This window comes from Pseudomonas sp. AP19 (assembly GCF_001728855.1).
GTDB classification, from domain to species: domain Bacteria; phylum Pseudomonadota; class Gammaproteobacteria; order Pseudomonadales; family Pseudomonadaceae; genus Aquipseudomonas; species Aquipseudomonas fluorescens.
This window is the reverse complement of the sequence record NZ_LXJP01000052.1, coordinates 15,193-33,701: the sequence shown is the minus strand read 5'-3', so window position 1 is coordinate 33,701 and position 18,509 is coordinate 15,193. Positions and strand designations below refer to the sequence as shown.

Annotated in this window: 18 protein-coding genes; 5 read left to right on the top strand and 13 right to left on the bottom strand. The window is 63.4% G+C overall.

The window, feature by feature from the left end:
- The first annotated feature begins 11 nt into the window (after positions 1-11).
- The 4 genes from A7D21_RS27005 to A7D21_RS26995 all read left to right on the top strand — a co-directional run bounded on the left by A7D21_RS27005 (position 12) and on the right by A7D21_RS26995 (position 5,894).
- A complete protein-coding gene (locus A7D21_RS27005) occupies positions 12-3,128 on the top strand; it encodes an efflux RND transporter permease subunit (protein WP_004883075.1) in 3,117 nt (1,038 codons plus the stop codon).
- A 190-nt stretch (positions 3,129-3,318) separates the two neighbouring features.
- Positions 3,319-3,654, top strand: a complete 336-nt coding sequence (locus A7D21_RS27000) for a multidrug efflux SMR transporter (RefSeq protein WP_004883073.1) — start codon at positions 3,319-3,321, stop codon at positions 3,652-3,654.
- 12 nt (positions 3,655-3,666) lie between these two features.
- Positions 3,667-4,284, top strand: a complete 618-nt coding sequence (locus A7D21_RS34750) for a DUF3313 family protein (RefSeq protein ID WP_004883071.1) — start codon at positions 3,667-3,669, stop codon at positions 4,282-4,284.
- 116 nt (positions 4,285-4,400) lie between these two features.
- On the top strand, positions 4,401-5,894 hold the full coding sequence (locus A7D21_RS26995; RefSeq protein WP_197069153.1) for a patatin-like phospholipase family protein: 1,494 nt from the start codon (positions 4,401-4,403) through the stop codon (positions 5,892-5,894).
- Here the strand turns inward: A7D21_RS26995 and A7D21_RS26990 are convergent.
- From A7D21_RS26990 to A7D21_RS26950, 9 genes are all read right to left on the bottom strand, one after another.
- Positions 5,887-7,869 (bottom strand): relaxase/mobilization nuclease and DUF3363 domain-containing protein, encoded by a 1,983-nt coding sequence (locus A7D21_RS26990; RefSeq protein WP_004883068.1) that lies wholly within the window; start codon positions 7,867-7,869, stop codon positions 5,887-5,889. The genes A7D21_RS26995 and A7D21_RS26990 overlap by 8 nt on opposite strands.
- Positions 7,870-8,305: 436 nt before the next feature.
- Complete coding sequence (locus A7D21_RS26985) at positions 8,306-8,905, bottom strand: S26 family signal peptidase (protein WP_004883067.1); 600 nt, start codon at positions 8,903-8,905, stop codon at positions 8,306-8,308.
- Positions 8,902-9,447 carry a DUF2840 domain-containing protein gene (locus A7D21_RS26980; protein WP_004883064.1) on the bottom strand — a complete coding sequence of 182 codons (546 nt, stop codon included), beginning with the start codon at positions 9,445-9,447 and terminating at the stop codon, positions 8,902-8,904. The genes A7D21_RS26985 and A7D21_RS26980 overlap by 4 nt, the downstream gene beginning before the upstream one ends.
- On the bottom strand, positions 9,444-9,719 hold the full coding sequence (locus A7D21_RS26975; protein WP_004883063.1) for a hypothetical protein: 276 nt from the start codon (positions 9,717-9,719) through the stop codon (positions 9,444-9,446). The genes A7D21_RS26980 and A7D21_RS26975 overlap by 4 nt, the downstream gene beginning before the upstream one ends.
- Entirely contained in the window at positions 9,716-10,354 is a 639-nt protein-coding gene (gene parA, locus A7D21_RS26970) for a ParA family partition ATPase (protein WP_004883061.1), read from the bottom strand. The genes A7D21_RS26975 and parA overlap by 4 nt, the downstream gene beginning before the upstream one ends.
- A gap of 265 nt (positions 10,355-10,619) precedes the next feature.
- Positions 10,620-11,462, bottom strand: coding sequence for a replication initiator protein A (locus tag A7D21_RS26965; RefSeq protein ID WP_004883059.1), 843 nt, complete (start codon positions 11,460-11,462; stop codon positions 10,620-10,622).
- A gap of 26 nt (positions 11,463-11,488) precedes the next feature.
- Positions 11,489-11,773 carry an AlpA family transcriptional regulator gene (locus A7D21_RS26960; RefSeq protein WP_004883058.1) on the bottom strand — a complete coding sequence of 95 codons (285 nt, stop codon included), beginning with the start codon at positions 11,771-11,773 and terminating at the stop codon, positions 11,489-11,491.
- A 112-nt stretch (positions 11,774-11,885) separates the two neighbouring features.
- Positions 11,886-12,653 carry a DUF2285 domain-containing protein gene (locus A7D21_RS26955; RefSeq protein WP_004883055.1) on the bottom strand — a complete coding sequence of 256 codons (768 nt, stop codon included), beginning with the start codon at positions 12,651-12,653 and terminating at the stop codon, positions 11,886-11,888.
- 343 nt (positions 12,654-12,996) lie between these two features.
- A complete protein-coding gene (locus A7D21_RS26950; protein ID WP_028699139.1) occupies positions 12,997-13,347 on the bottom strand; it encodes a DUF2958 domain-containing protein in 351 nt (116 codons plus the stop codon).
- Positions 13,348-13,666: 319 nt separating this feature from the next.
- Between A7D21_RS26950 and A7D21_RS26945 the strand changes: the two genes are divergently transcribed.
- Entirely contained in the window at positions 13,667-13,960 is a 294-nt protein-coding gene (locus tag A7D21_RS26945; RefSeq protein ID WP_064717570.1) for a helix-turn-helix domain-containing protein, read from the top strand.
- Here A7D21_RS26945 and A7D21_RS26940 read toward each other — a convergent pair.
- The 4 genes from A7D21_RS26940 to A7D21_RS26925 all read right to left on the bottom strand — a co-directional run bounded on the left by A7D21_RS26940 (position 13,957) and on the right by A7D21_RS26925 (position 18,365).
- Entirely contained in the window at positions 13,957-14,175 is a 219-nt protein-coding gene (locus A7D21_RS26940) for a hypothetical protein (protein ID WP_103790875.1), read from the bottom strand. The genes A7D21_RS26945 and A7D21_RS26940 overlap by 4 nt on opposite strands.
- Before the next feature lie 87 nt (positions 14,176-14,262).
- On the bottom strand, positions 14,263-14,577 hold the full coding sequence (locus tag A7D21_RS26935) for a DUF736 domain-containing protein (protein WP_004883051.1): 315 nt from the start codon (positions 14,575-14,577) through the stop codon (positions 14,263-14,265).
- Between the two features lie 810 nt (positions 14,578-15,387).
- Positions 15,388-17,454 (bottom strand): ParB/RepB/Spo0J family partition protein, encoded by a 2,067-nt coding sequence (locus A7D21_RS26930; protein WP_004883050.1) that lies wholly within the window; start codon positions 17,452-17,454, stop codon positions 15,388-15,390.
- 80 nt (positions 17,455-17,534) lie between these two features.
- Complete coding sequence (locus A7D21_RS26925; protein WP_004883049.1) at positions 17,535-18,365, bottom strand: DUF932 domain-containing protein; 831 nt, start codon at positions 18,363-18,365, stop codon at positions 17,535-17,537.
- Positions 18,366-18,509 lie beyond the last annotated feature (144 nt).

Genomic DNA, 18,509 nt, shown 5'->3' with positions numbered 1-18,509 from the left:
AAGACTTCGCTATGAAGATCACAGAAATGGCGCTGCGCGCCAGCAGACTCACCTACCTTGCCGCGGTCATCATTCTTGTTGCCGGCATTGCCACGTTTCTCAATTTCCCTTCGCAGGAAGAGCCATCGGTCACGATTCGAGATGCGGTTGTTGCCGTTCTGAACCCTGGCATGCCAGCCGAACGTGTTGAGCAGTTGATCGCGCGTCCGATCGAGGAGCGTTTGCGGGAGCTGGCCGAGGTCAAGCGTGTAACCACAACCGTTCGCGCGGGCGGGGCCGTCATACAGGTCACGATCTGGGAGCGGTACACCGACCTAGCCCCCATATGGCAGCGCGTTCGCGCGAAGGTTGCCGATGCTCAGCCTCTGCTTCCACAGGGTACGTTGGGGCCATTTGTCAACGACGACTTCGGCCGTGTTGCCGTGGCCTCCATTGCGGTGACCGCGCCGGGCTACTCCATGGGCGAAATGCGTGTGTCGTTGAAAGAGATGCGCGATCGCCTATACGCGCTTCCCGGCGTTGATCGCATCAGCTTCTACGGCTTGCAGGAAGAGCGCGTCTATCTCGAATTTGATCGACCAAAACTAGCCCAGCTTGGATTGACCCCACAAGGGGTGATCGATCAACTCGTTAAACAAAACGTCGTGCTTTCAGGCGGGCAAATCGCCATCGGTGGCATCAACGCTTCGCTGGCTGTTAGTGGAGAGGTTCGCGACGCCGCTTCGCTGCGCGCGTTGCCGATCATGATGGCGCAAGCTCAGGGTGCGCGCGGTGCTTCGCCTGCTCCTTCAATCTCACTGGGAGAGCTTGCGCGCGTGCAGGTACAACCTGCAGATCCTCCCGAGTCTGCTGCAGTCTATAAGGGCCAGCCTGCCGTAGTGATGGCAGTGTCCATGACCTCGGGCCAGAACGTGGAGCAATTCGGCGTAGCCCTCAAATCCCGTGTGGCCGAGCTTGAGAAACTTCTGCCCGCAGGTTTCGAGCTCTCCTATGTGACATTCCAGGCAGACGTCGTCAAACGTGAAATGGGCAAGATGAACCAGGTGATGATCGAAACGATTGTCATCGTGCTCGGCGTCGTCGTCCTTTTCCTGGGATGGCGCACAGGATTCATCGTCGGGATGATCGTGCCGCTTACCATTCTGGGGGCACTGATCGTGATGCGCGCGCTGAACATCGAGCTGCAAAGTGTTTCGATGGCAGCCATCATCATCGCTTTGGGGCTCTTGGTAGACAACGGCATCGTGATTGCCGAAGACATTGAACGGCGCTTGGCAGCCGGTGAAGACCGCAAACAGGCTTGTCTCGAAGCGGGTCGTACCCTCGCACTGCCGCTGCTGACGTCCTCATTGGTTATCGTCATCGCCTTCTCCCCGTTCTTCTTCGGCCAGAGTGCGACGAGTGAGTATCTGCGCTCTCTCGTCATTGTCCTCGCGCTCACGTTACTCGGATCTTGGCTGTTGTGTCTGACCGTCACTCCACTGCTGTGCTACCACTTCACCAAAGTGCATCATCAACCGGCGAATGACGCGCAAACCTACAACACACGCTTCTATCGCGGCTATCGCAAGTTGCTTGAGTGGGTGCTTGACCACAAGGCGATCTACGTTGGTGTGATGACGGGTGCATTGGCCGTAGCTCTGTACGGATTCACGACACTGCCATACGACTTCTTGCCGAAGTCCGACCGAGTTCAATTCCAAATACCGGTGCAGCTCGCCCCTGGAACGGATTCACGGCTCACTCTTGCCAAAGTGAAGGAAGTGAGCGGCTGGCTCGGTGATCAAGAAATCAACCCCGAAATCACGGATCACATTGGCTACGTCGCTGACGGTGGGCCGCGCTTCATCCTTGGGCTCAATCCCCCATTGCCAGCATCGAACATCGCGTACTTTGTCGTGACGGTCAAGGCAGGCACCAACATTGACGTCGTGATTGCCCGAACTCGGGCTTACTTCGCGCAGCATCATGGAGATGTACGCGCAGAGCCTCAGCGGTTCTCGCTAGGCACTACCGAAGCCGGCACAGCCGTCTACCGGGTCAGTGGGCCGGATCATGAGGTGCTGATGAATGCGGCGGCGAAAATTGAGTCCGCGCTACGGGAGCTGCCAGGTACGGCCAACATCAAGAACAACTGGGATACCCGTGTCGGCCGTCTCGATGTTCGGGTCGATCAAGATCGTGCGCGACGTGCTGGCGTCACCACCGACGACATAGCTGCCTGGCTTGGCACCCGCTACATCGGCCAGTCGATCTCTGTGATCCGAGATGGCGATACCAGCGTGCCAATCGTGATGCGCGGGACGTCCAATGATCGGCGCAGCACTGCGGACGTTGGTTCGACGACCATCTATCCAGCGTCGGGTGGCCAGCCGGTTTCCCTGGCGCAAGTGGCCGATGTCACGCTCGCTAGCGAGCCGTCTGTGATCCAGCGCCGCAATCTCATTCGTACAGTCACAGTTCAGGGGCAGAACACCGCATACACCGCGCAAGAGATCGTGGATCACCTCGCACCTCGGATCGCCGCAATTGAACTACCTGCAGGCTATGCCATAGAGCTTGGTGGAGAAATTGAGGAATCGGCTGAATCGAATGCATCGCTCACGCACTACATGCCGTTCGCTCTTCTGGCGATGTTGCTGCTATTCATCTGGCAGTTCAACTCCTTCCGCAAGCTGATCGTGATTCTCGCAACGATTCCCTTCACGTTGATTGGGGTCGTGATTGCACTGAAGGCAACAGGCACTCCTTTCAGCTTCATGGCGACATTCGGGGTGCTTGCGCTGTTCGGAATCATCGTCAACAACGCCGTTCTTCTGCTCGAACAAATTGAACACGGCCTCTCGGAAGGTCTCGCCCGACATGAAGCCCTGGTGGGAGCTGCGATGCAGCGGCTGCGTCCAATCGTGATGACCAAGGTGACCTGTATCGCGGGTCTCGTGCCCCTGATGTTGTTTGCGGGGCCGCTGTGGAAGGGCATGGCCATCGGCATGATCGGTGGTCTCGCACTTGGCACGCTCGTGACGCTTGGCCTGATTCCGTTGCTCTACGAGGTGCTGTTCGGAATGAAGTGGCCGGGCAGCAAACGGAGTCACGAGGCGGTACAACAACCAGTGCAACCGGTCTGATCCCTCAGCGTAACTGTCCACACGCTTCCCCCGATCTCTCTCGTGGCCGGAGAGATCGGGGAGACAGATTCTCGCCATCAGAGAGTTTAAGAAGAAATCAGAAGCAGAGCGAATTGACCGCCTACTGCCTATTCTTTGATGCTTTGATGCTTTGATAATCAATTTTCACTGAATAGATTTGGAGAAATATATGAACCCGTTGTCATGGAATCCATGGTTGGTTCTACTGATTGCCGGCCTGTTCGAAATCGGTTGGCCACTAGGCCTCAAGATGGGTGCGGCCAATGCAGCGATGCGCTACGTGGGGCCGGCGATTGCAGTTGCCTGTATGGCAGCCAGCGGCTTTTTCCTATGGTTATCTCTTAAACAGATCCCCATAGGAACAGCTTATGCGGTCTGGACCGGCATCGGTTCGCTGGGCGCGTTTTTCGTGGGCGTGTATGTGTTCGGCGATACCGCCTCCTTGATACGTTGGGTTGGAATTGCGCTGGTTGTTGCTGGCATCGTCTGTCTGAAAATGGGATAAATGAAAATATATATGAAACGCCCTATTTCATTAATCCATTTTGTGCTGCTGGCAGGCCTCACGGCAACCTTATCTGGCTGTGCTTCAAACGGAATGACTCGATCAGGGTTTCTTGGTGATTACGATGTATTGGGAAAAACGAAGTACGAAAATGTTCTGCTCTTCAAGGCGCCAGGCTTTGAACCCAGTCGTTACCGGGAAATATTAGTCGAGGATGCTCAGGTAGTGACGGCAACTGGACGCATAGGTGGGCTTGAAGCTGAGCAAGTGCGAGAGCTTCTCGATCACGTCAACAGTGAACTGCGACATCTCCAAACTAAGTCCGAAGCTCCCGCATCGTCAGGCCGCATACGTGTGCGTGTGGCAATTACGACCATTGAGACGCCCAATAGAGCAGTCAACACCCTAACGACGTTGCTTGTTGGACCAGTGACAACTGGGGGAGCTAGTTTGGAGTTTGAGGCAGTAGATGAACAAACAGATCGTCGGGTGGCTGCTGCTAGCTGCTTCGAGCACGGCAACGCTCTCGCGGATTTCAAAGGCTCCTACACACTGCTCGGGCATGCAAAGTCTGCAATCACCACCTGCCTTGAACGGATCAATAGCGCTTGGAGAAGTGCTGGCTCGTGAATAGCTGCTATTCCATAACTTCGCGCGGATCGCGAGGAGCCTCATCAAGGGGATTCGTAGGGTGCCGTTCTTGTAACGTCTGCAGCATTCTGGAGTGGCTCTGCTTCGTCGCAAAATTGCCGGCGTTTCTCGTTCTTGTCTATTCGAAACGCTGCGTGGTGCTGCTTGCAGAGGTAAAGCGCCTGGAGGTGTGTAAATTCACACGATGGAGTTTGGCCGGTGTGCTGGCAACGGTAGTTCTGACAGGGTGTTCCACTTACCGTCCTTGGATCAACCCGACACTTTCCGACGCCGCCTTAATGTCTCTCGCCGAGAACGACCAACGCATCAGGCCGTCGGAGGTCAACCAACCGGTGGTTGTAGCGGTGACACTGTCAGGCGGGGGCGCTCGGGCGGCGGCCTTCGGCCTGGGCGTGCTGCGCGAACTCAAGGCCACACGCTTCGCGCTAGAGGGCCAGGAGACCACTCTGTTGGATCAGGTGTTCCTGGTCAGCGGAGTGTCGGGGGGCAGCATCCTTGCCGCGCACTTCGCGGCCTTCGGCGATGCCACGCTGACTCGTTTCGAGCCGGATTTTCTGCTTGTGCCTTTTGAGGGGCGACTCATACGTGAAGCTCTGTGGCCTGAGCGTCTTTATAGACTAACTTCACCTTGGTTTGGGCGCAGCCAGATCCTGGCTCAACGCTTGGACGAACTTTTTGAAGGCCGCACCTTTGGTGACGTGCGCCGACGACCGGGCGCGCCCGAACTGATGATCACGGCAACCGACCTCACGACCGGTGCCCCTTTCGATTTCACCACCGAGCAATTCCGGCTAATCTGTTCCGACCTCGATGCAACGCCGCTGTCTTTCGCGGTGGCGGCCTCGTCGGCAGTACCGCTGGTGCTGTCGCCCGTAACGGTGCGAAACAACGCCAATACCTGTCCGCCGCCTCTCCGATCTTTGCCTGTCAGAGGGCAAAATTACAGATCACGCATCCTGCAAAGCGGCATAGACAGCTACCTCAATGCGCACGATCGGCCCTATATCCACCTCGTGGACGGTGGTGTCTCCGACAACCTCGGCGTACGTCTGATGCTAGACCGGCTAGTAGCTTCGGGCTCAATGAGCGCCAATTTCTCGGAGGTCAAGCCCGGAAGCTTGCGCCGACTCGTGTTGGTGACGGTGAACTCCGAACGAGGACTGAGCGAGAGAGTGGACAGTAGCGACCGAGTTCCCAGCACGACGCAAGTACTTGAGTCGCTGATCTTCGGTGCCGGCGCTCGCGAGACCCAGGTGACGCTGGCCATGCTTAACGACGACCTGCAACACTGGCGTTCCGAGATTGTCCGCACCCGTGGCCAAGCGGACAGCCCCTTTGCGGCCGACGCAGAAATCTACGTAGTAAGCGTAAGTCTGAACGACGTGCCGGACGACAAGATCCGGCATTCGCTGCTGCGCGTGCCCACAGCCTTCACGATCGAGGCTACGGATGTCTTGGACCTGCAAACTGCGGGAGGCGAAGCACTGAGGCAATCCAAGGAGTTTATGGCATTGATTGAATCTCTAAGAAGAATCACAGCAGCCAAGCAGACTGCGCCTGGTACTCAGCTTCCCTTGATATCTAACTGATACCGATACTGGGCTTTCGTCCAAGTTCCCAAGAGGCACTTCCGCCGATAACCTTTGCGGCAAGCTGTTGTCCCAGTCGCGGCTCAATTACCGGCCGCCACGGCACAAGGCTGAACCCCATGCCGTCATCGAGCATCGCGTAGCGCCCGCTGGCGAGCATAATGGAACGCCGGTAGATACCGGCTACGCGCTGCCCGTCGGCCACCGGGCGATGCTCTAGGCCGGTTTCCGCCGCAATGTCTTTCGCGGCCTGCACTAGTTCCCGATTGCGTAGCGTGCCCAGCAGGTTGCGCGCGAGGATGACGCGCTGCCCGCGGCGCTGTGCCAGCCCCTGTTCTTCGAGGAAATCGGCTCGCTGCTGTATGGCCTGCTTGGTATCACCGCCAAAGCCCAAGTTGCCCAGCCCACGGCCACCGCCGATCAGTTGCTGGTCAAGCCAAGTCGCGCCGATGACGCGGGCCTGCCGTTCAATAGGAAGGTGTGATTTCAGCTCTACGGCTACATCGCCCAGCCGTTGCGCGTCGTATTGGCGGCCACGCTCGGCCAGGTCGTCCGGTACCTTCCATAGCCCTTCGGCCACGCGCTCCACGATGCAAGCCCGGCGCAGGGCTTCCAGCCGCCGGACATGAGCGGCGACGACTTCCTGCGGGTCGCGTCCGGGCGTAGCCCGGCCCTGCTCGATTACCAGGTGATGATCGGTGCGGTACAGGCCATCGCTCGCCAGCGAGGCGATGTTCTTGTCGGCCGTGCGCACCTCAGTCGAACCCTTCACCTCTACCACAGCGCCCGTGGGATAGTTCGCCAGTTCGTCGCGGGCGTTCAGTGCAACGTAGTGGGCCTTACCGTCCGTGCCGTCGATGATCAGATAGCCTCGGTCGTGCAACTCATCGGCAAGCCCCTTCGCGGCCACGCGGCCGATGAGGCTGCGACCATCGTCGCCCGGCTCGAACACCGCCAGCTCACGCGGCTGGCCGCTCATGGCCCGCTGCATCGTTCGGATGATGTCGCCACGCTCACCCAGGGCACGCAAGGTCTTCTCGGCATCGGCATGAATGGCCCAGGTGCCGGGCTGCACCTCGTCGGCTAGGCCCAGGCGCTGCAAGCGTTGCAGGCGGCCGATCAGCAGCAGGCGCTGGCGTTGCAACCTCGGCTCGTTGAGCCGTTCGACATGCACCCGGCCATCCTCGCCGGTCTCGCGCTGCAAGGTGCGATCCAGGCTCGTCCACCGCTCCTGTTCCACCTCGCGCCTCAAGGTCTGCTGAATCTCCAGTTCGGTGCGCGGCCCCAGCCACTCGGTCGCCAGCTCGGCGGCGCGATGGCGGAAGCCGTGGGCGATGTAGTCACCCGCGATGATGAGGTCTTTGCCGGTGTCGTCGCGCCCGCGCACGATCAGGTGGGTGTGCGGGTTGTCGGTGTTCCAGTGATCCACCGCCACCCAATCCAGCCGCGTGCCCAGGTCGGCTTCCATGCGGCTCACCAGATGCCGGGTGTAGGTGCGCAGGTCGTCCAGCTCGGCCCCGTCCTCGGGCGAGACGATGAAGCGGAAATGGTGCCGGTCGTCGGCGCAGCGTTCCTTGAAGGCGTCCAGATCGGCTTCGTCGGCCTGTGGCCCGTAGCCCCGGCCCGGTTCGCCATCGCGACCCGCGCCGTCGCGCTCGATGTAGCGCAGGTGCTTGGCGAGCGATTGCGGGCTGGCCCGCTGGTGATTGACCAGCAAGGTCTTGATGGTCACGCGCCGCGACATGGGCATTAGCTTCGCCCCGGCGAAGCGCGCCGCCGTGTGGCCACGTCCGAGCCGAGAGCCGGGCCGCTGGCCGGTGCCAGCCGCGCCAGGACGGCGTACTGCCGACTTGCCGCTGCTGGCTTTGCCGGCCTGCTTGAGCACCTTGGAAACGAAGCTCTGCCCCTGGCCCTTGCCCCGGTTCTTCGGGGCGCTGGGGCGCACGCGAAAGTCGTCGTCGCGGCTGTCGGTCATGGCTGCGCTCCCCGCAAGCTTGGGCGTGTCCTGTCGTGCGAAGCACGCGGACATGCCAGCATTGGCGCGACCCTCGCGCCAAACGCGGCACGGTGGCGAAGCCGCTCCGTGCCGCGTTCCCCCCATGTGCTGACTGGCTTTCGACGCGGCCAGGTGCCGCGTCCTTTTGTCTTGCCTTCCGCCTTTGCCCTTCGCTGTCGCTCCAGGCAACGGCGGCCCGGCGGCGCTGCTGCGTGAACAGACAGCGCGCCGGCGAAAGCGCCAATGGCCGCAGGCCGGGCGCGTTCGAGGCAAGACGCCTGAACGTTGGACGGCTGCGCCGGATGCTGCGCGACGTGCGGTGCGAATGCACCGGCACGACAGGCGCAGCGACACTGAAGCAGCCAGCAGAACGACATGCCCGATGGCACGTCAGAGCGCAGCGAATCGGCGGCCATCATGGGCGTATCTCCGGCCACACCGGATGCGCAACGCCGATCACGGCGGATGCGCTGACCGGGCCGAAATAGCGGCTGTCGAACGATGCTGGATTCGTCACGCTCAACAGGAGCAGTTCGCCCGGTTCAAGGCGGCGGCAAAGCTGCAAGGACGGCAGCGCCCGGCCCAGCCGGTCGGCGGGCAGTACGGCGGCCGAAGGCACGCCGTCGATGCGTACCTGACCGGCGACGATGCAGACGTGTTGCGGCGCGACCGCGCCCACACGTTTGAGCAGCGGAACGCGCGTCGGCAGGTAGCCGCGCTGCGCAGCGAGCGCGGCAGCCGTGGCCGGAAGCGGCACCAGCACGATGCTGTCCACGGACAACGGACGTGGCAGCGAGGCGGTGCGCGGGTCGAACGGGTCAATGCGATACCAGCCGACCGCCACGCTGTCGGACGGGTTGTAGGTCAGACGCGGCAGCGGCGACACGAAAGCCGCCCAGGCCAGCGCAGCGAAGCCGATGGCGGCCAGTGTCGCCAGCACGATGCGAGCGCGCAGGCGTGAGCGAGGACGCGGCGCCACGTCGGGCGCGTTGGGTGTGGTGGTCGGGGCGGTCATGGCAGCACCTTCCCGGCCAGCCAGGCGGTATGCCGCTCGGTGGTGTATTCGGGCAGCGCAAGGCGAGCCGCAAGACGGTTGCCCAGCGTGCGCCAGTACGCCGGCGACACGTCGATGGCAGCGATGCCCAGCGCCTCGATGCCGTCGATGCGCTCCAGCACGGCGCGCACGTTGGCATCGCCTTCGGTGTGTAGGAGCAAGCGCGCGCCCGGCTGAACACCGGGGATGCGCTGCGCCGCGTCCAGCGGTGTGCAAGCCTGCATCACCATGAGTTGCCAGCGGATCGTGCCGTAGTCGTTGGCCTGCCAGCGGATGCGGCAGAGCATCGCGCCCGGCAGGAACACCGCGCAGCGCCGCCAGCGGTCGAGCTGAAGCGTGCGCGCCGGTTCGCCGAAGCGCAGGTAGAGCTTGAAGCGATGTTCGAGGTAGGCCAGCGAAACGCGCGTCAGCGGCACATTGCCGGCCTGTCCGGCGAGTGCCGAAAGCGCAGGCAGCGGCGCAGCCGGTGCCGCGTTCGCGGCAGGCCAAGCGAATGCGTTCATGGTGTGTTCTCCGGCGGAAACTCCCGCTCCAGCAGGCCGCGCAGCAGGTCGGCCACGGTCACGCCTTGCGTGAAGGCCGACACCTTGATGCGCGCCCGCATGGCGGGCGTGATGTCGAGCGTGAGGCGGGCCGTGTAGAGGTCGCCTTTGCCCAGCGCGTCGGCATCGCCCTGACGAATCCACGCCTCGGCGTGCGGATTCGCGGGCGGACGTGCGCCGATGCCGACGCGCTTGCCCGTGCGTTTGCTGTTGGGTGGCTGCTGCGCTGTCATGTCGGCCACCGCAGCAGTTCGTCCACCAGGGCGGTGATTTCGCGGGCGGCGGCACTGTCGGGCGCTGTCTCGCGTGCGAGCCGGCCAGCGGCCACGCTGTCGGCGAAGACGATGCGCTGATGCACCTCCGAGCGCAGCGCGGGCAGCGGCTGTTCGGCGAGCGATTGCCGCGCCTCGCGCCCGATGATGGTGGTGCTGACGCGCCGGTTGATGACGAAGGCCGCGCGGAGCAGCGGCCGGAACACCTGCGCCTCGCGGATCAGCGAAACCATTTCCGAGCTGGCCCAGAGGTCGTAGGGGCTGGGCTGCACCGGGATCAGCACGCGCTCGGCCGCCAGCAGCGCGGAGCGCGCCAAGGCGGCGATGCGCGGCGGCCCGTCGATGATGACGTGATCGGCCCGCCTGGCGAGTTCTGGCGCTTCCTGATGCAGCGTTTCGCGTGCGAGGCCCACGGCGCTGAACAGCCGTGGCAAGCCTTGCTGGCTTCTGCGCTGCGTCCAGTCCAGGGATGAACCCTGCGGGTCGGCATCGAGCAGGACGACATGCTGGCCGCGCATCGCCAGTTCGCCCGCGATGTGCGTGGCGAGCGTGGTCTTGCCGACACCGCCTTTCTGGTTGAGCAGAGCGAGGATCATGGCGCGGCCCTCCCTGCTGGAAAGCCGGGCTTTACCTGCCGTGCAAAACGCTGTTCGCCGTGCCGTTTCTCGGTTGTCCACCGAAACGGCGCGCTTCTACTAAAAGTTATGTATTTCTTGTTAGGGAAGTTAGAGGGGCCGCAAACCCGCGCCGTTATTGGCTTTCCGGCGTTTTCGTACTCCTGATAGCACGATAGGCGTACTCCCGATAGCACGATACCCGGTACTCCTGATAGCACGAGGCCGTCCACACCTTTTCCACGAGTTATCCCCGTGCCGTGTGCAGCACGGGCCGGAAGGTCAGCAGTTCTTGTCCGTCGTCCGGCATTCGCTCGATGCCCAGGACGTAGCCGGGCAGCGACTGCCGCGCCACCAGGACGCGCAGGTCGTAAGCGAAGTCGGAGAAGCGCGCAGCGCTGCCCGACTTGCGGTGCAGGTGCCGGAAGTCGAATTGCCAGCCGCCCGGCTGCTTGCCGCCGTGCTTGCGCACCAGGCGGTACAGCCAGCGCTCGATCCCGCCCTTCAAGCGGAAATAGGCTGGGTCGATGGTCAGCACCAAGGCGGCATCGAGCACGCCCGCATAGAACCAGTCCGGCAGGATCAGTTCGATGCCCAGCGGCACGCCGCTGGCATCGGCCAGTTCCTTCCACTCGTTGATCCACGAGAAGCGATGCAATCGCCTTCCCGTGGTTTCGCGGATGGACGTGGCCACCGTGGTCGATTGCAGCCGGTCGAGCGCGGCTTTCAGGCGCAGGTAGTCGTTGAGAGACGTGCCGCGCCCGATGAAGCGCAGGATCTCGTAGGGAGTGGCGCGTATCCAGCGCGACGGGCGCAAGCCCGCGTCGCGCGCCTCCACGATCTGCGAGGCGGCCCAAATCAGCAGGTCGGCATCCCATATCGTTGCGATGCCGTGCTCCTGCGTACCCTCCACGCGGATGGTGATGCCGCCGGCGCGGAAGTCGATCGGCGCGGTACGCCGCGACTTCGCCAGCGAGAAGAACGGAAAGGCCATCAAGTCCTGGCTGTCGCGGGGTGCCATGTCGCCCGGCAGCGCGCGGAACAGGTCGAGCTGTTCGCGCTGCAAGGCTTGCCCTGGCGGGCTGGACATGGCGACGGCCACCCACGCGCCAGCGATCAGCGGCCATCACGGTAATCGCCCGCGTGGCGTTCGGCATATTCCGGGTCGGAAGTCGCCTCGTAGCTGCGCTGGTCGGCCCAGGCATCGAGGTCGGACACCGCGTACATGACGCGGCGGCCGAACTTGCGGAACTTCGGGCCGCCGCCGATCACGCGCTGTTTCTCCAGCGTGCGTGGCGACAGGCGCAGGTACTCGGCGGCTTCGTCGTTGGTCAGGTAGCGTTGGGGCTGCGCAGGCGCAGCGACAGCAGCGGCGGCAGGCCGCAAGGGAGCGGGTCGCATGGGATGTACCTCCATCAAGCCCGGCCACACCACGCGGCCGGTTAGAGGCACTTTCAAGAAAGCGAGGCTGCTTGCTAAGGGACGATCTACGGGGGACGCGAAACGTCCCCCCCTACTGCAACGGCGGCGGAAGCTGTGCCAGGCGGCGATAGCCGCCACGCATCAGCGCATCGCCACGACGTACCAGCCGCCGCACGCGGGCACGTAAGGCGCTGTCCTTGTGCCAGTCGGCGGCGACGGCATCGGCGCCGAACAGCCCTTCGGCCACTTCGCGCAATGACGCGCCCGCCAGGGTCGCGTCGAGCGTCTGCAAGGTGTGCAGTTCCAGCACCGCGGCCGTCGTGGGCCTGGAACGGGCCGCCGCCGCAGGCGTGGCAACCGTGGCCACGGCCAATGCGTCCAGCTCGGACGCGAGCGTGCGATAGCGCGCGCAGGGCGTGGCGCAGGCGCGGGTGGCGTAGAGGTAGGCCATGCCGTCTTCCAGGCCCGGCGCGAGCGCGAGCCGCAGGCAGCAGCCGGGCCAATGCGACACCAGCACCAGGCGCTTGCCGTCGTGGATCAGTTGCTTGCGGCCAGGGACGCGCCAGAACTCGAAGGCATGGGCTTCGGGTGGCGGGTCATCGTCCGGGTAAACCTGCACGACGGCATCGTGATCGGGAAACCAGGCCGGATGCGCGTCGCGCGCATCCAGGGCTGGGTCTTCCAGCAGGCGCAGGCCCCACGCCTGCGCCGTGTCCGGCCGGCGGCGGCGGCGCAGCCAGTCGCGGCGGTAGTCGGGATTTCGGCGCAGGTATTCCCACGCCAGCGCAGGGCCGTCAAGGTGCAGAACGTAGAGATAGGCCGCTGTCGGATACCAGTGTTCGGCGCTGCGATCAGTCATGGCGAAACCTCCCTCTGTTTGGGATGCGTCGCCACGATTTCCGCGATGCGGGAACTATCGAAATGCCATCAGGTCGTCATCAAAATTGGTTAGGCTGTAACTGTCGGTGTCAAGACCATTTGGCTCTGCGTGTTGCGGAAATCGTCTGAATGCGACGGCTACGCCTTCAGGAAAATGACGCGCAGCACCGAACACCGTGCCGCAGCCCGCGCCCAAGATCAGGACTGTTTTCAACAGGATCGCACCACTTCGGTGCAAGAATGCGGATTCAGACCTGCACGGTCTTGATCAAGATTGAAATAGTCACGATGCGCCCCGGCTGGCTAGGCCGCGCTGGTTTTCATCAGTCCGTGATCGCGCCGTTCTCCTGCGCCAGCCGGACGTACTCCGATAACGGGCGCACCGCCTGGAAATACCGATCCCGCCGCACCGGCAGCTTGCGCGGCCCGACGATGCCCGCCAGGTCGGACAGCTTGACCATCCCGAGCTCAGGCATACCGATACCGAGGTCGATCAGGCCGTAGGCCGTGTCGCCATCCGCCGGGTCGAGCGACACCAGCAGCCAGGTCACATGCGCGTCCGGGGTGAACAAGCGCACCACGGGCAGCGGGTCGAGCCGCTGACCAGCGGCGAGCGCCGCGCCGTGGGCCAGCAGCCGGGCGCGTTCATCAGCGGTGACAAGCGGCAGGGTCATGGGCAGCTTCTCCACGAAACCGACGATGCGCGAATGCGCTTTGGTGCCGAAGCGCAGAACTGCCGAAACGCATCCGTGCATTCGTGTGGAAGCACCGATGTGCAAGCCATCGCATCCGTAGAAGAACAGAAGCGCCGAAGCGGAATTGTCGGAAGCCGGAAAGACACGGATGCGATTCCCCGGTTCTGTCGGAATCCGCATCTGCGGATTTCCGTAAAAGCACGAAAGCGGGCCTTTCAGCCATGAATGAACACTATAGATTGTAGCCCTATAGGGCGCAATGGGCTGTCATCTTGGTTTTTATGGGGAAACCAAGTTAGTGACAGCGAAACACTCATTGGCAACGGCAATACGGACAGTCAGGAAGGCGCGAGGCTTGAGCCAGGAAGCGTTCTCCGACGTGTCCAGCCGCACCTATATGAGTACGCTGGAGCGCGACTTGAAAAGTCCGACCCTGCACAAGCTGACCGAGCTGTGCGAGGTCATGGAAGTGCATCCGCTGACGCTGTTGACGCTGGCCTACGCCGGCGACGACACGCACAAGGCCGACGAACTGCTGGCGCGGGTGCGCCAGGAGTTCGAGGCCGTGCTGAAAGAGCGCGACGCGCCCTAGCGCGTCTGAATGCCCGCAAGCGGAGCGCGCAGCGCCGCCAGGCGCGAAGGCGTGAGGGATTGAAGCCGAATGGACATGACGCCATTGGCGGCATGGGGCGCAGCCCGAAAGCCCGGCGGCGCAATGCGCCGACACGCCATGCTGTTCCTACTGCCACGGGCTTCGAGCCATTCGACCATCACCAATGCAATGCTGGCCTTGGACATGCGGGACATGGGGCAACTGCCGAAACCCTGTGCGTGCGATGCTGCGATCAGCAGCACCGCGCCCCGCCGCAATGGGCGGGGCGCGGTGGGCGGCCGTCAGGCCGCCTTGGGCTTGCTGCGCGACCAGATGAGGTCGTGCGTGTCATTCTCGCCTTCGATCAGGCGGGCATAGACCGTCGCCGGGAATGAAGGATCGTCGATGGCCACCGACAGGTAATCCCGCCCGGCCTCGCTGGTTTTCTTCCACGCCGCGCCGAAGTCGTGGCCGGCCGCTTGCAGGCGGAAGTCCGGGGCGCTTTCGTTCTCGCCCTTGTCGTTGGGAACCAGCTTGACCTTGAAGTTGAGGGTCAGGGTGCGGAGCTGGCCGGTGAAGCCGTCTTTCTCTGCGGTGAAGGTGCCGATGTTAGCCATGATGATTTCTCCTTTCGGGTTGAACAAGGTCGCGCCAGTGCGTCCTTGTTGTGATCCGTCCGGCGGGGGATGGGCTGGCCGCACCGCGCAGCGGTCGCAACACCGTGGAGAACCTGGAAGCGAAAAGAATTTGTCCCGCGAGGAATGCGCGCAGCGCAGGGGGAATTGTTTTCGCTGGAAGGTTGCGGCCATGAAGCCCAGCCACCGCCAGGATTCACAACAACACAAGGACGTACTGGCCGCCCGCTCCCGAATGGAGGCATGGCCGACTCGGCATCCCCGCGCGACGGCTTCACCGGCCTGCGCCCTGACACGGGCAAGGACAATGCCCAGCGACAAGGTGAAAGCGTCCCTACTGCTGCTTGCGGCCCTTTGCGTGAGGCGTGGCGTGGAAGCTCCATTGCAAGGCCGGGCGGCGTGTCGGTGAACCGTCCTTCGTGACGTACAGGCGACGAACCGCCAGCGTCGAGGACGGCACGCTTTCGTGCAACCTGCGGCAGCAAGCCGGGGCGTAGCCCCACACGCCCGTCCATTGCGGTGGGGCGCGTTCGGAATGTCGTCGGCGCTGTGCGCCGACGCACTTATGGGCTTCGAGGGTTTCCCGCGCACAAGGTCACTTGTGCGCCGCCCCTTCGCCGTCCGCCCGAAGGCGGCGAAGGGGCGTTCTGGCTTTGGGCTTGGAAACCGGGCGCGGCCACCGCCGCGCCCGGATTTTTGACCATCGGCACCAGGGCGGAACGGCCTGGGGCCGATGCTGATGGAACAGCGAAGCGCCCCGGCCGAAACCGGGGCGCTCGGTGGTGGTGAAGGTCAGGCGGCGAGTGCGTGGGCCTGCTGCTCGTCGTCGTTGTCGATGGCTTCCGGCTCGTCGTTCGTCACCGCCTGCGGCGCATCCTGCGCCGTGGTGTCGTCGGTGCCTTCGGCCTTGAAGATGGCAGGCATCCAGCCGGTGCCATCGGCCAGCCGCTCGGCTTCGCTGGCAATGTCGGCCTTCTTCAACTTCGCCAGCCGGGTGACGTGCGCCGGGGCGTACTGCTCCACGGCTTCCAGAATCGCGGCCTTCGGCACATGCCGGAAATAACCCTCATTGGTGGGCTTCCACCATGCGGCCATGTCCAAGCCGACAGCCTGCGCCAGTTCCGCGCCCGGTTGCTGCGGCGTGGCGCGGGGTGTCACCACGTCCACCGTGACGGCCACGGATATCGCCAGCAGCCGCACCAGTTCATCTTGCGACTTCGCTAGCAGCACGGCGAACAGTTCGGCGCTGTCCTCCGGCAAGCCTTCGCCTGCTACCTGCTGCAACTCGCGCAGCGCCACGGCGGCGGGCGAATCCGGTATATCCGGGGCGATGCCTTCCAGCCGGTCTTGCGCTTTCAGGCTCACGCCCAGCGGCAAGTCGTGGCCGTAGTGGCTGCCCTGCAAGACGGTCTGCACCATGCCATGCACCAGCGCGGCCAGCGCCACTTGCGGATGCCGGGCGACTTCGATTTGCAGCGCGGCGGTGCGGTGGGCGCTCAACCGCTGCGCCAGCTTGTCGGACATGGCGGCGGTCTTGGGCTGCTCGTCGTCCTCGCCTTCGTCGTCGTTCCCGGCTTCGCTTTCGCTGCCGAAACCTTGGCGCAGGCGTTCCAGTGTGCGCAGCGCCTTGGCCTCGGCCTCGCGCATCAACCCGCGATGAATCACTGCCTGCCCGTTGCGGTCGATGGTGACGATGGCACCGGCTGCGGCCTTCACGGTCGTGCCGTAGTCCTGCAAGCCATCTTCCAGCGCCTGCAACTGCTCGCCCACGGCTTCGCCTTCTTCCTGCAAGGCATCGGCCTTTTCCTCGTCCTCGGTATCAAGCGCGTCATCCACGGCGGCGGCCAGTTCGTGCATCTTGGTTTGCAGCTTCTCGATGCGCTGCGCTTCGCGCTTGTTCGGTTCGCGGCGCTCCCTCGGCGCACGCTGGAAGGCGTGCAGGTCGGCATGGGTCACGGCGGGGGTGGCATCCACCCACGCCCAGCCTTCGTCCTTCACCTCGGCGGCGATACCTGCCAGCTTGTCTTGCGCCAGCCGTTCCAGCAGCGCGGCATCGGTCAGATACACGCCCGCGTCACCTTCCGCGAACAGGTCACGGCGCACACCACCGCCTGCGGCTCCGTAGGTATCCAGCCCCACGAAACGCACCAGCGGATGCCGGTATGCGTCAATCTCGCGCTCGGTGAGGCGGTCGCGCAATTGGGAAGGGTTGCGCTGCCACGTCGGCGCGTCGTAGAACGCGGTTTCCTGCGCGGCGTGGTCGTCGGTGATGGCAAGGGCCATCAACTGATCGAGCGTCACGGCTTCGGCGCGGTAGTCGGCCAGCAGCCGGGGCGAGACGTTCGCCAGCTTCAAGCGGCGCTGCACCACCAGCGGCGTGACGCTGAAATCGGCGGCTATGTCCTCGATGGGTCGGCCTTCGGCCACCAGCGCGGCGAATGCCTCGAACTGGTCGGCGGGGTGCATGGCTTCGCGCTGCACGTTCTCGGTGAGGCTGGCCGTGCGGGCGGTGCCATCGGCCACCAACAGGCAAGGCACTTCCCATTCCTTGCTGATGCGGCGCTTCTTCGCCAGCAGCTTCAACGCGGCCAGCCTGCGGCCACCGGCCACGACTTCGTAATGCTCGCCATCGGCGGCGGCAATGACGATGAGGTTTTGCAGCAGGCCGACACGCTGAATGCTCGCGGCGAGTTCGGGAATGGACATGCGCGGGGTCTTGCGCACGTTGCGGCCAGCAGGACGCGACACCAGCCGCGACAGCGGAACCAAAATCAGGTTCTTGGTCGGGTCGGCGGCTTCCAGCGGGATAGCGGCGGCGGTGTTGAGGGCGCGGGCTTCGGTTTGGGTAATGGCGTTCATGGTGATAACTCCTATCGGTTCAGGGATGCAGCAGCGAAGAAAGCGGCAAGGGCTGCTGCCTGCCCCTGCCGCGTGGGGAATCAGGCCTTCAACTGGCGCAGGCCATCGGCCAACATCCAGAGGGCGCGATTGAGGCGCACATCGGAATCAATGCCCTGCACGGGGCGGGTCTGCTGGCGGCGTCCGTTGGCGCTGCGGCCATGCAATCCGCCTTTGGTCAGGTTTTCTTGGGTGCGGTTGAACACGCTCCACAAGTCCGGGCGGCGGTCGTCGAACCGGCGCGGCATCAGGATTTGGCTTTCCGTGATGGGCGCGGGCTTGTTATCGGTGGGGTCGTACTTGAGGGCCAGCGCGGAACGGGCGAACACTTCGGCTTCGCCTTCGTCCAGCGTGATAGCGCGCATCAGGTCGCGGGATTCCTTCACGCGTTCGAAGCCGCTCAACACCTCGAAAGCGCCTTCGATGACAGAACCGGCCACGTCGCCCTTGTGCGGCACGCGCACATCGGCCACGGTATCGCCGCACACAAGGCCATTGCTGCAAACGAACCGGAACATTCCGGCCAGCATCTGATAGCTGCTGGTGCCGTCGTGCGAGTTCAGCAGCACGATTTCATTGGCTTCCGCGCCGTTGATCTGACTGGCATGGCGCAGGCGAATCATGTGTTTGGTGTAGTCGCGGCGGTCGTCGTGCCGCACGCGGGTTTGCGCTGCCATGAAGGGTTCAAACCCTTCCTTGCGCAGTTCCGCCAGCACGGCGGCGGTGGGAATGTAGGCGTACCGTTCGGAGCGGCTATCGTGCGGGGCCTCCGCGAAGATGGACGGGGCTACGCGGCGGATTTGGTCGTCGGACAGCGGGTAGTCACTGCGCAGCGTCGGGGAATGGGAAGCGAATCGAGATGCGAGTTGCATGGTTTTCTCCAATGAGTTGCTGTGGTTTCAAAGCTGACCGGATTCCAAGATTCGGAGCCCGTTGTGGCTTCGGTTGGTTCGGCGCAGAGACCTGGGCCGGTCCTGTTTGCCGCCGTCTTTCCTGAGTTCATCGCCCGCGAAAAA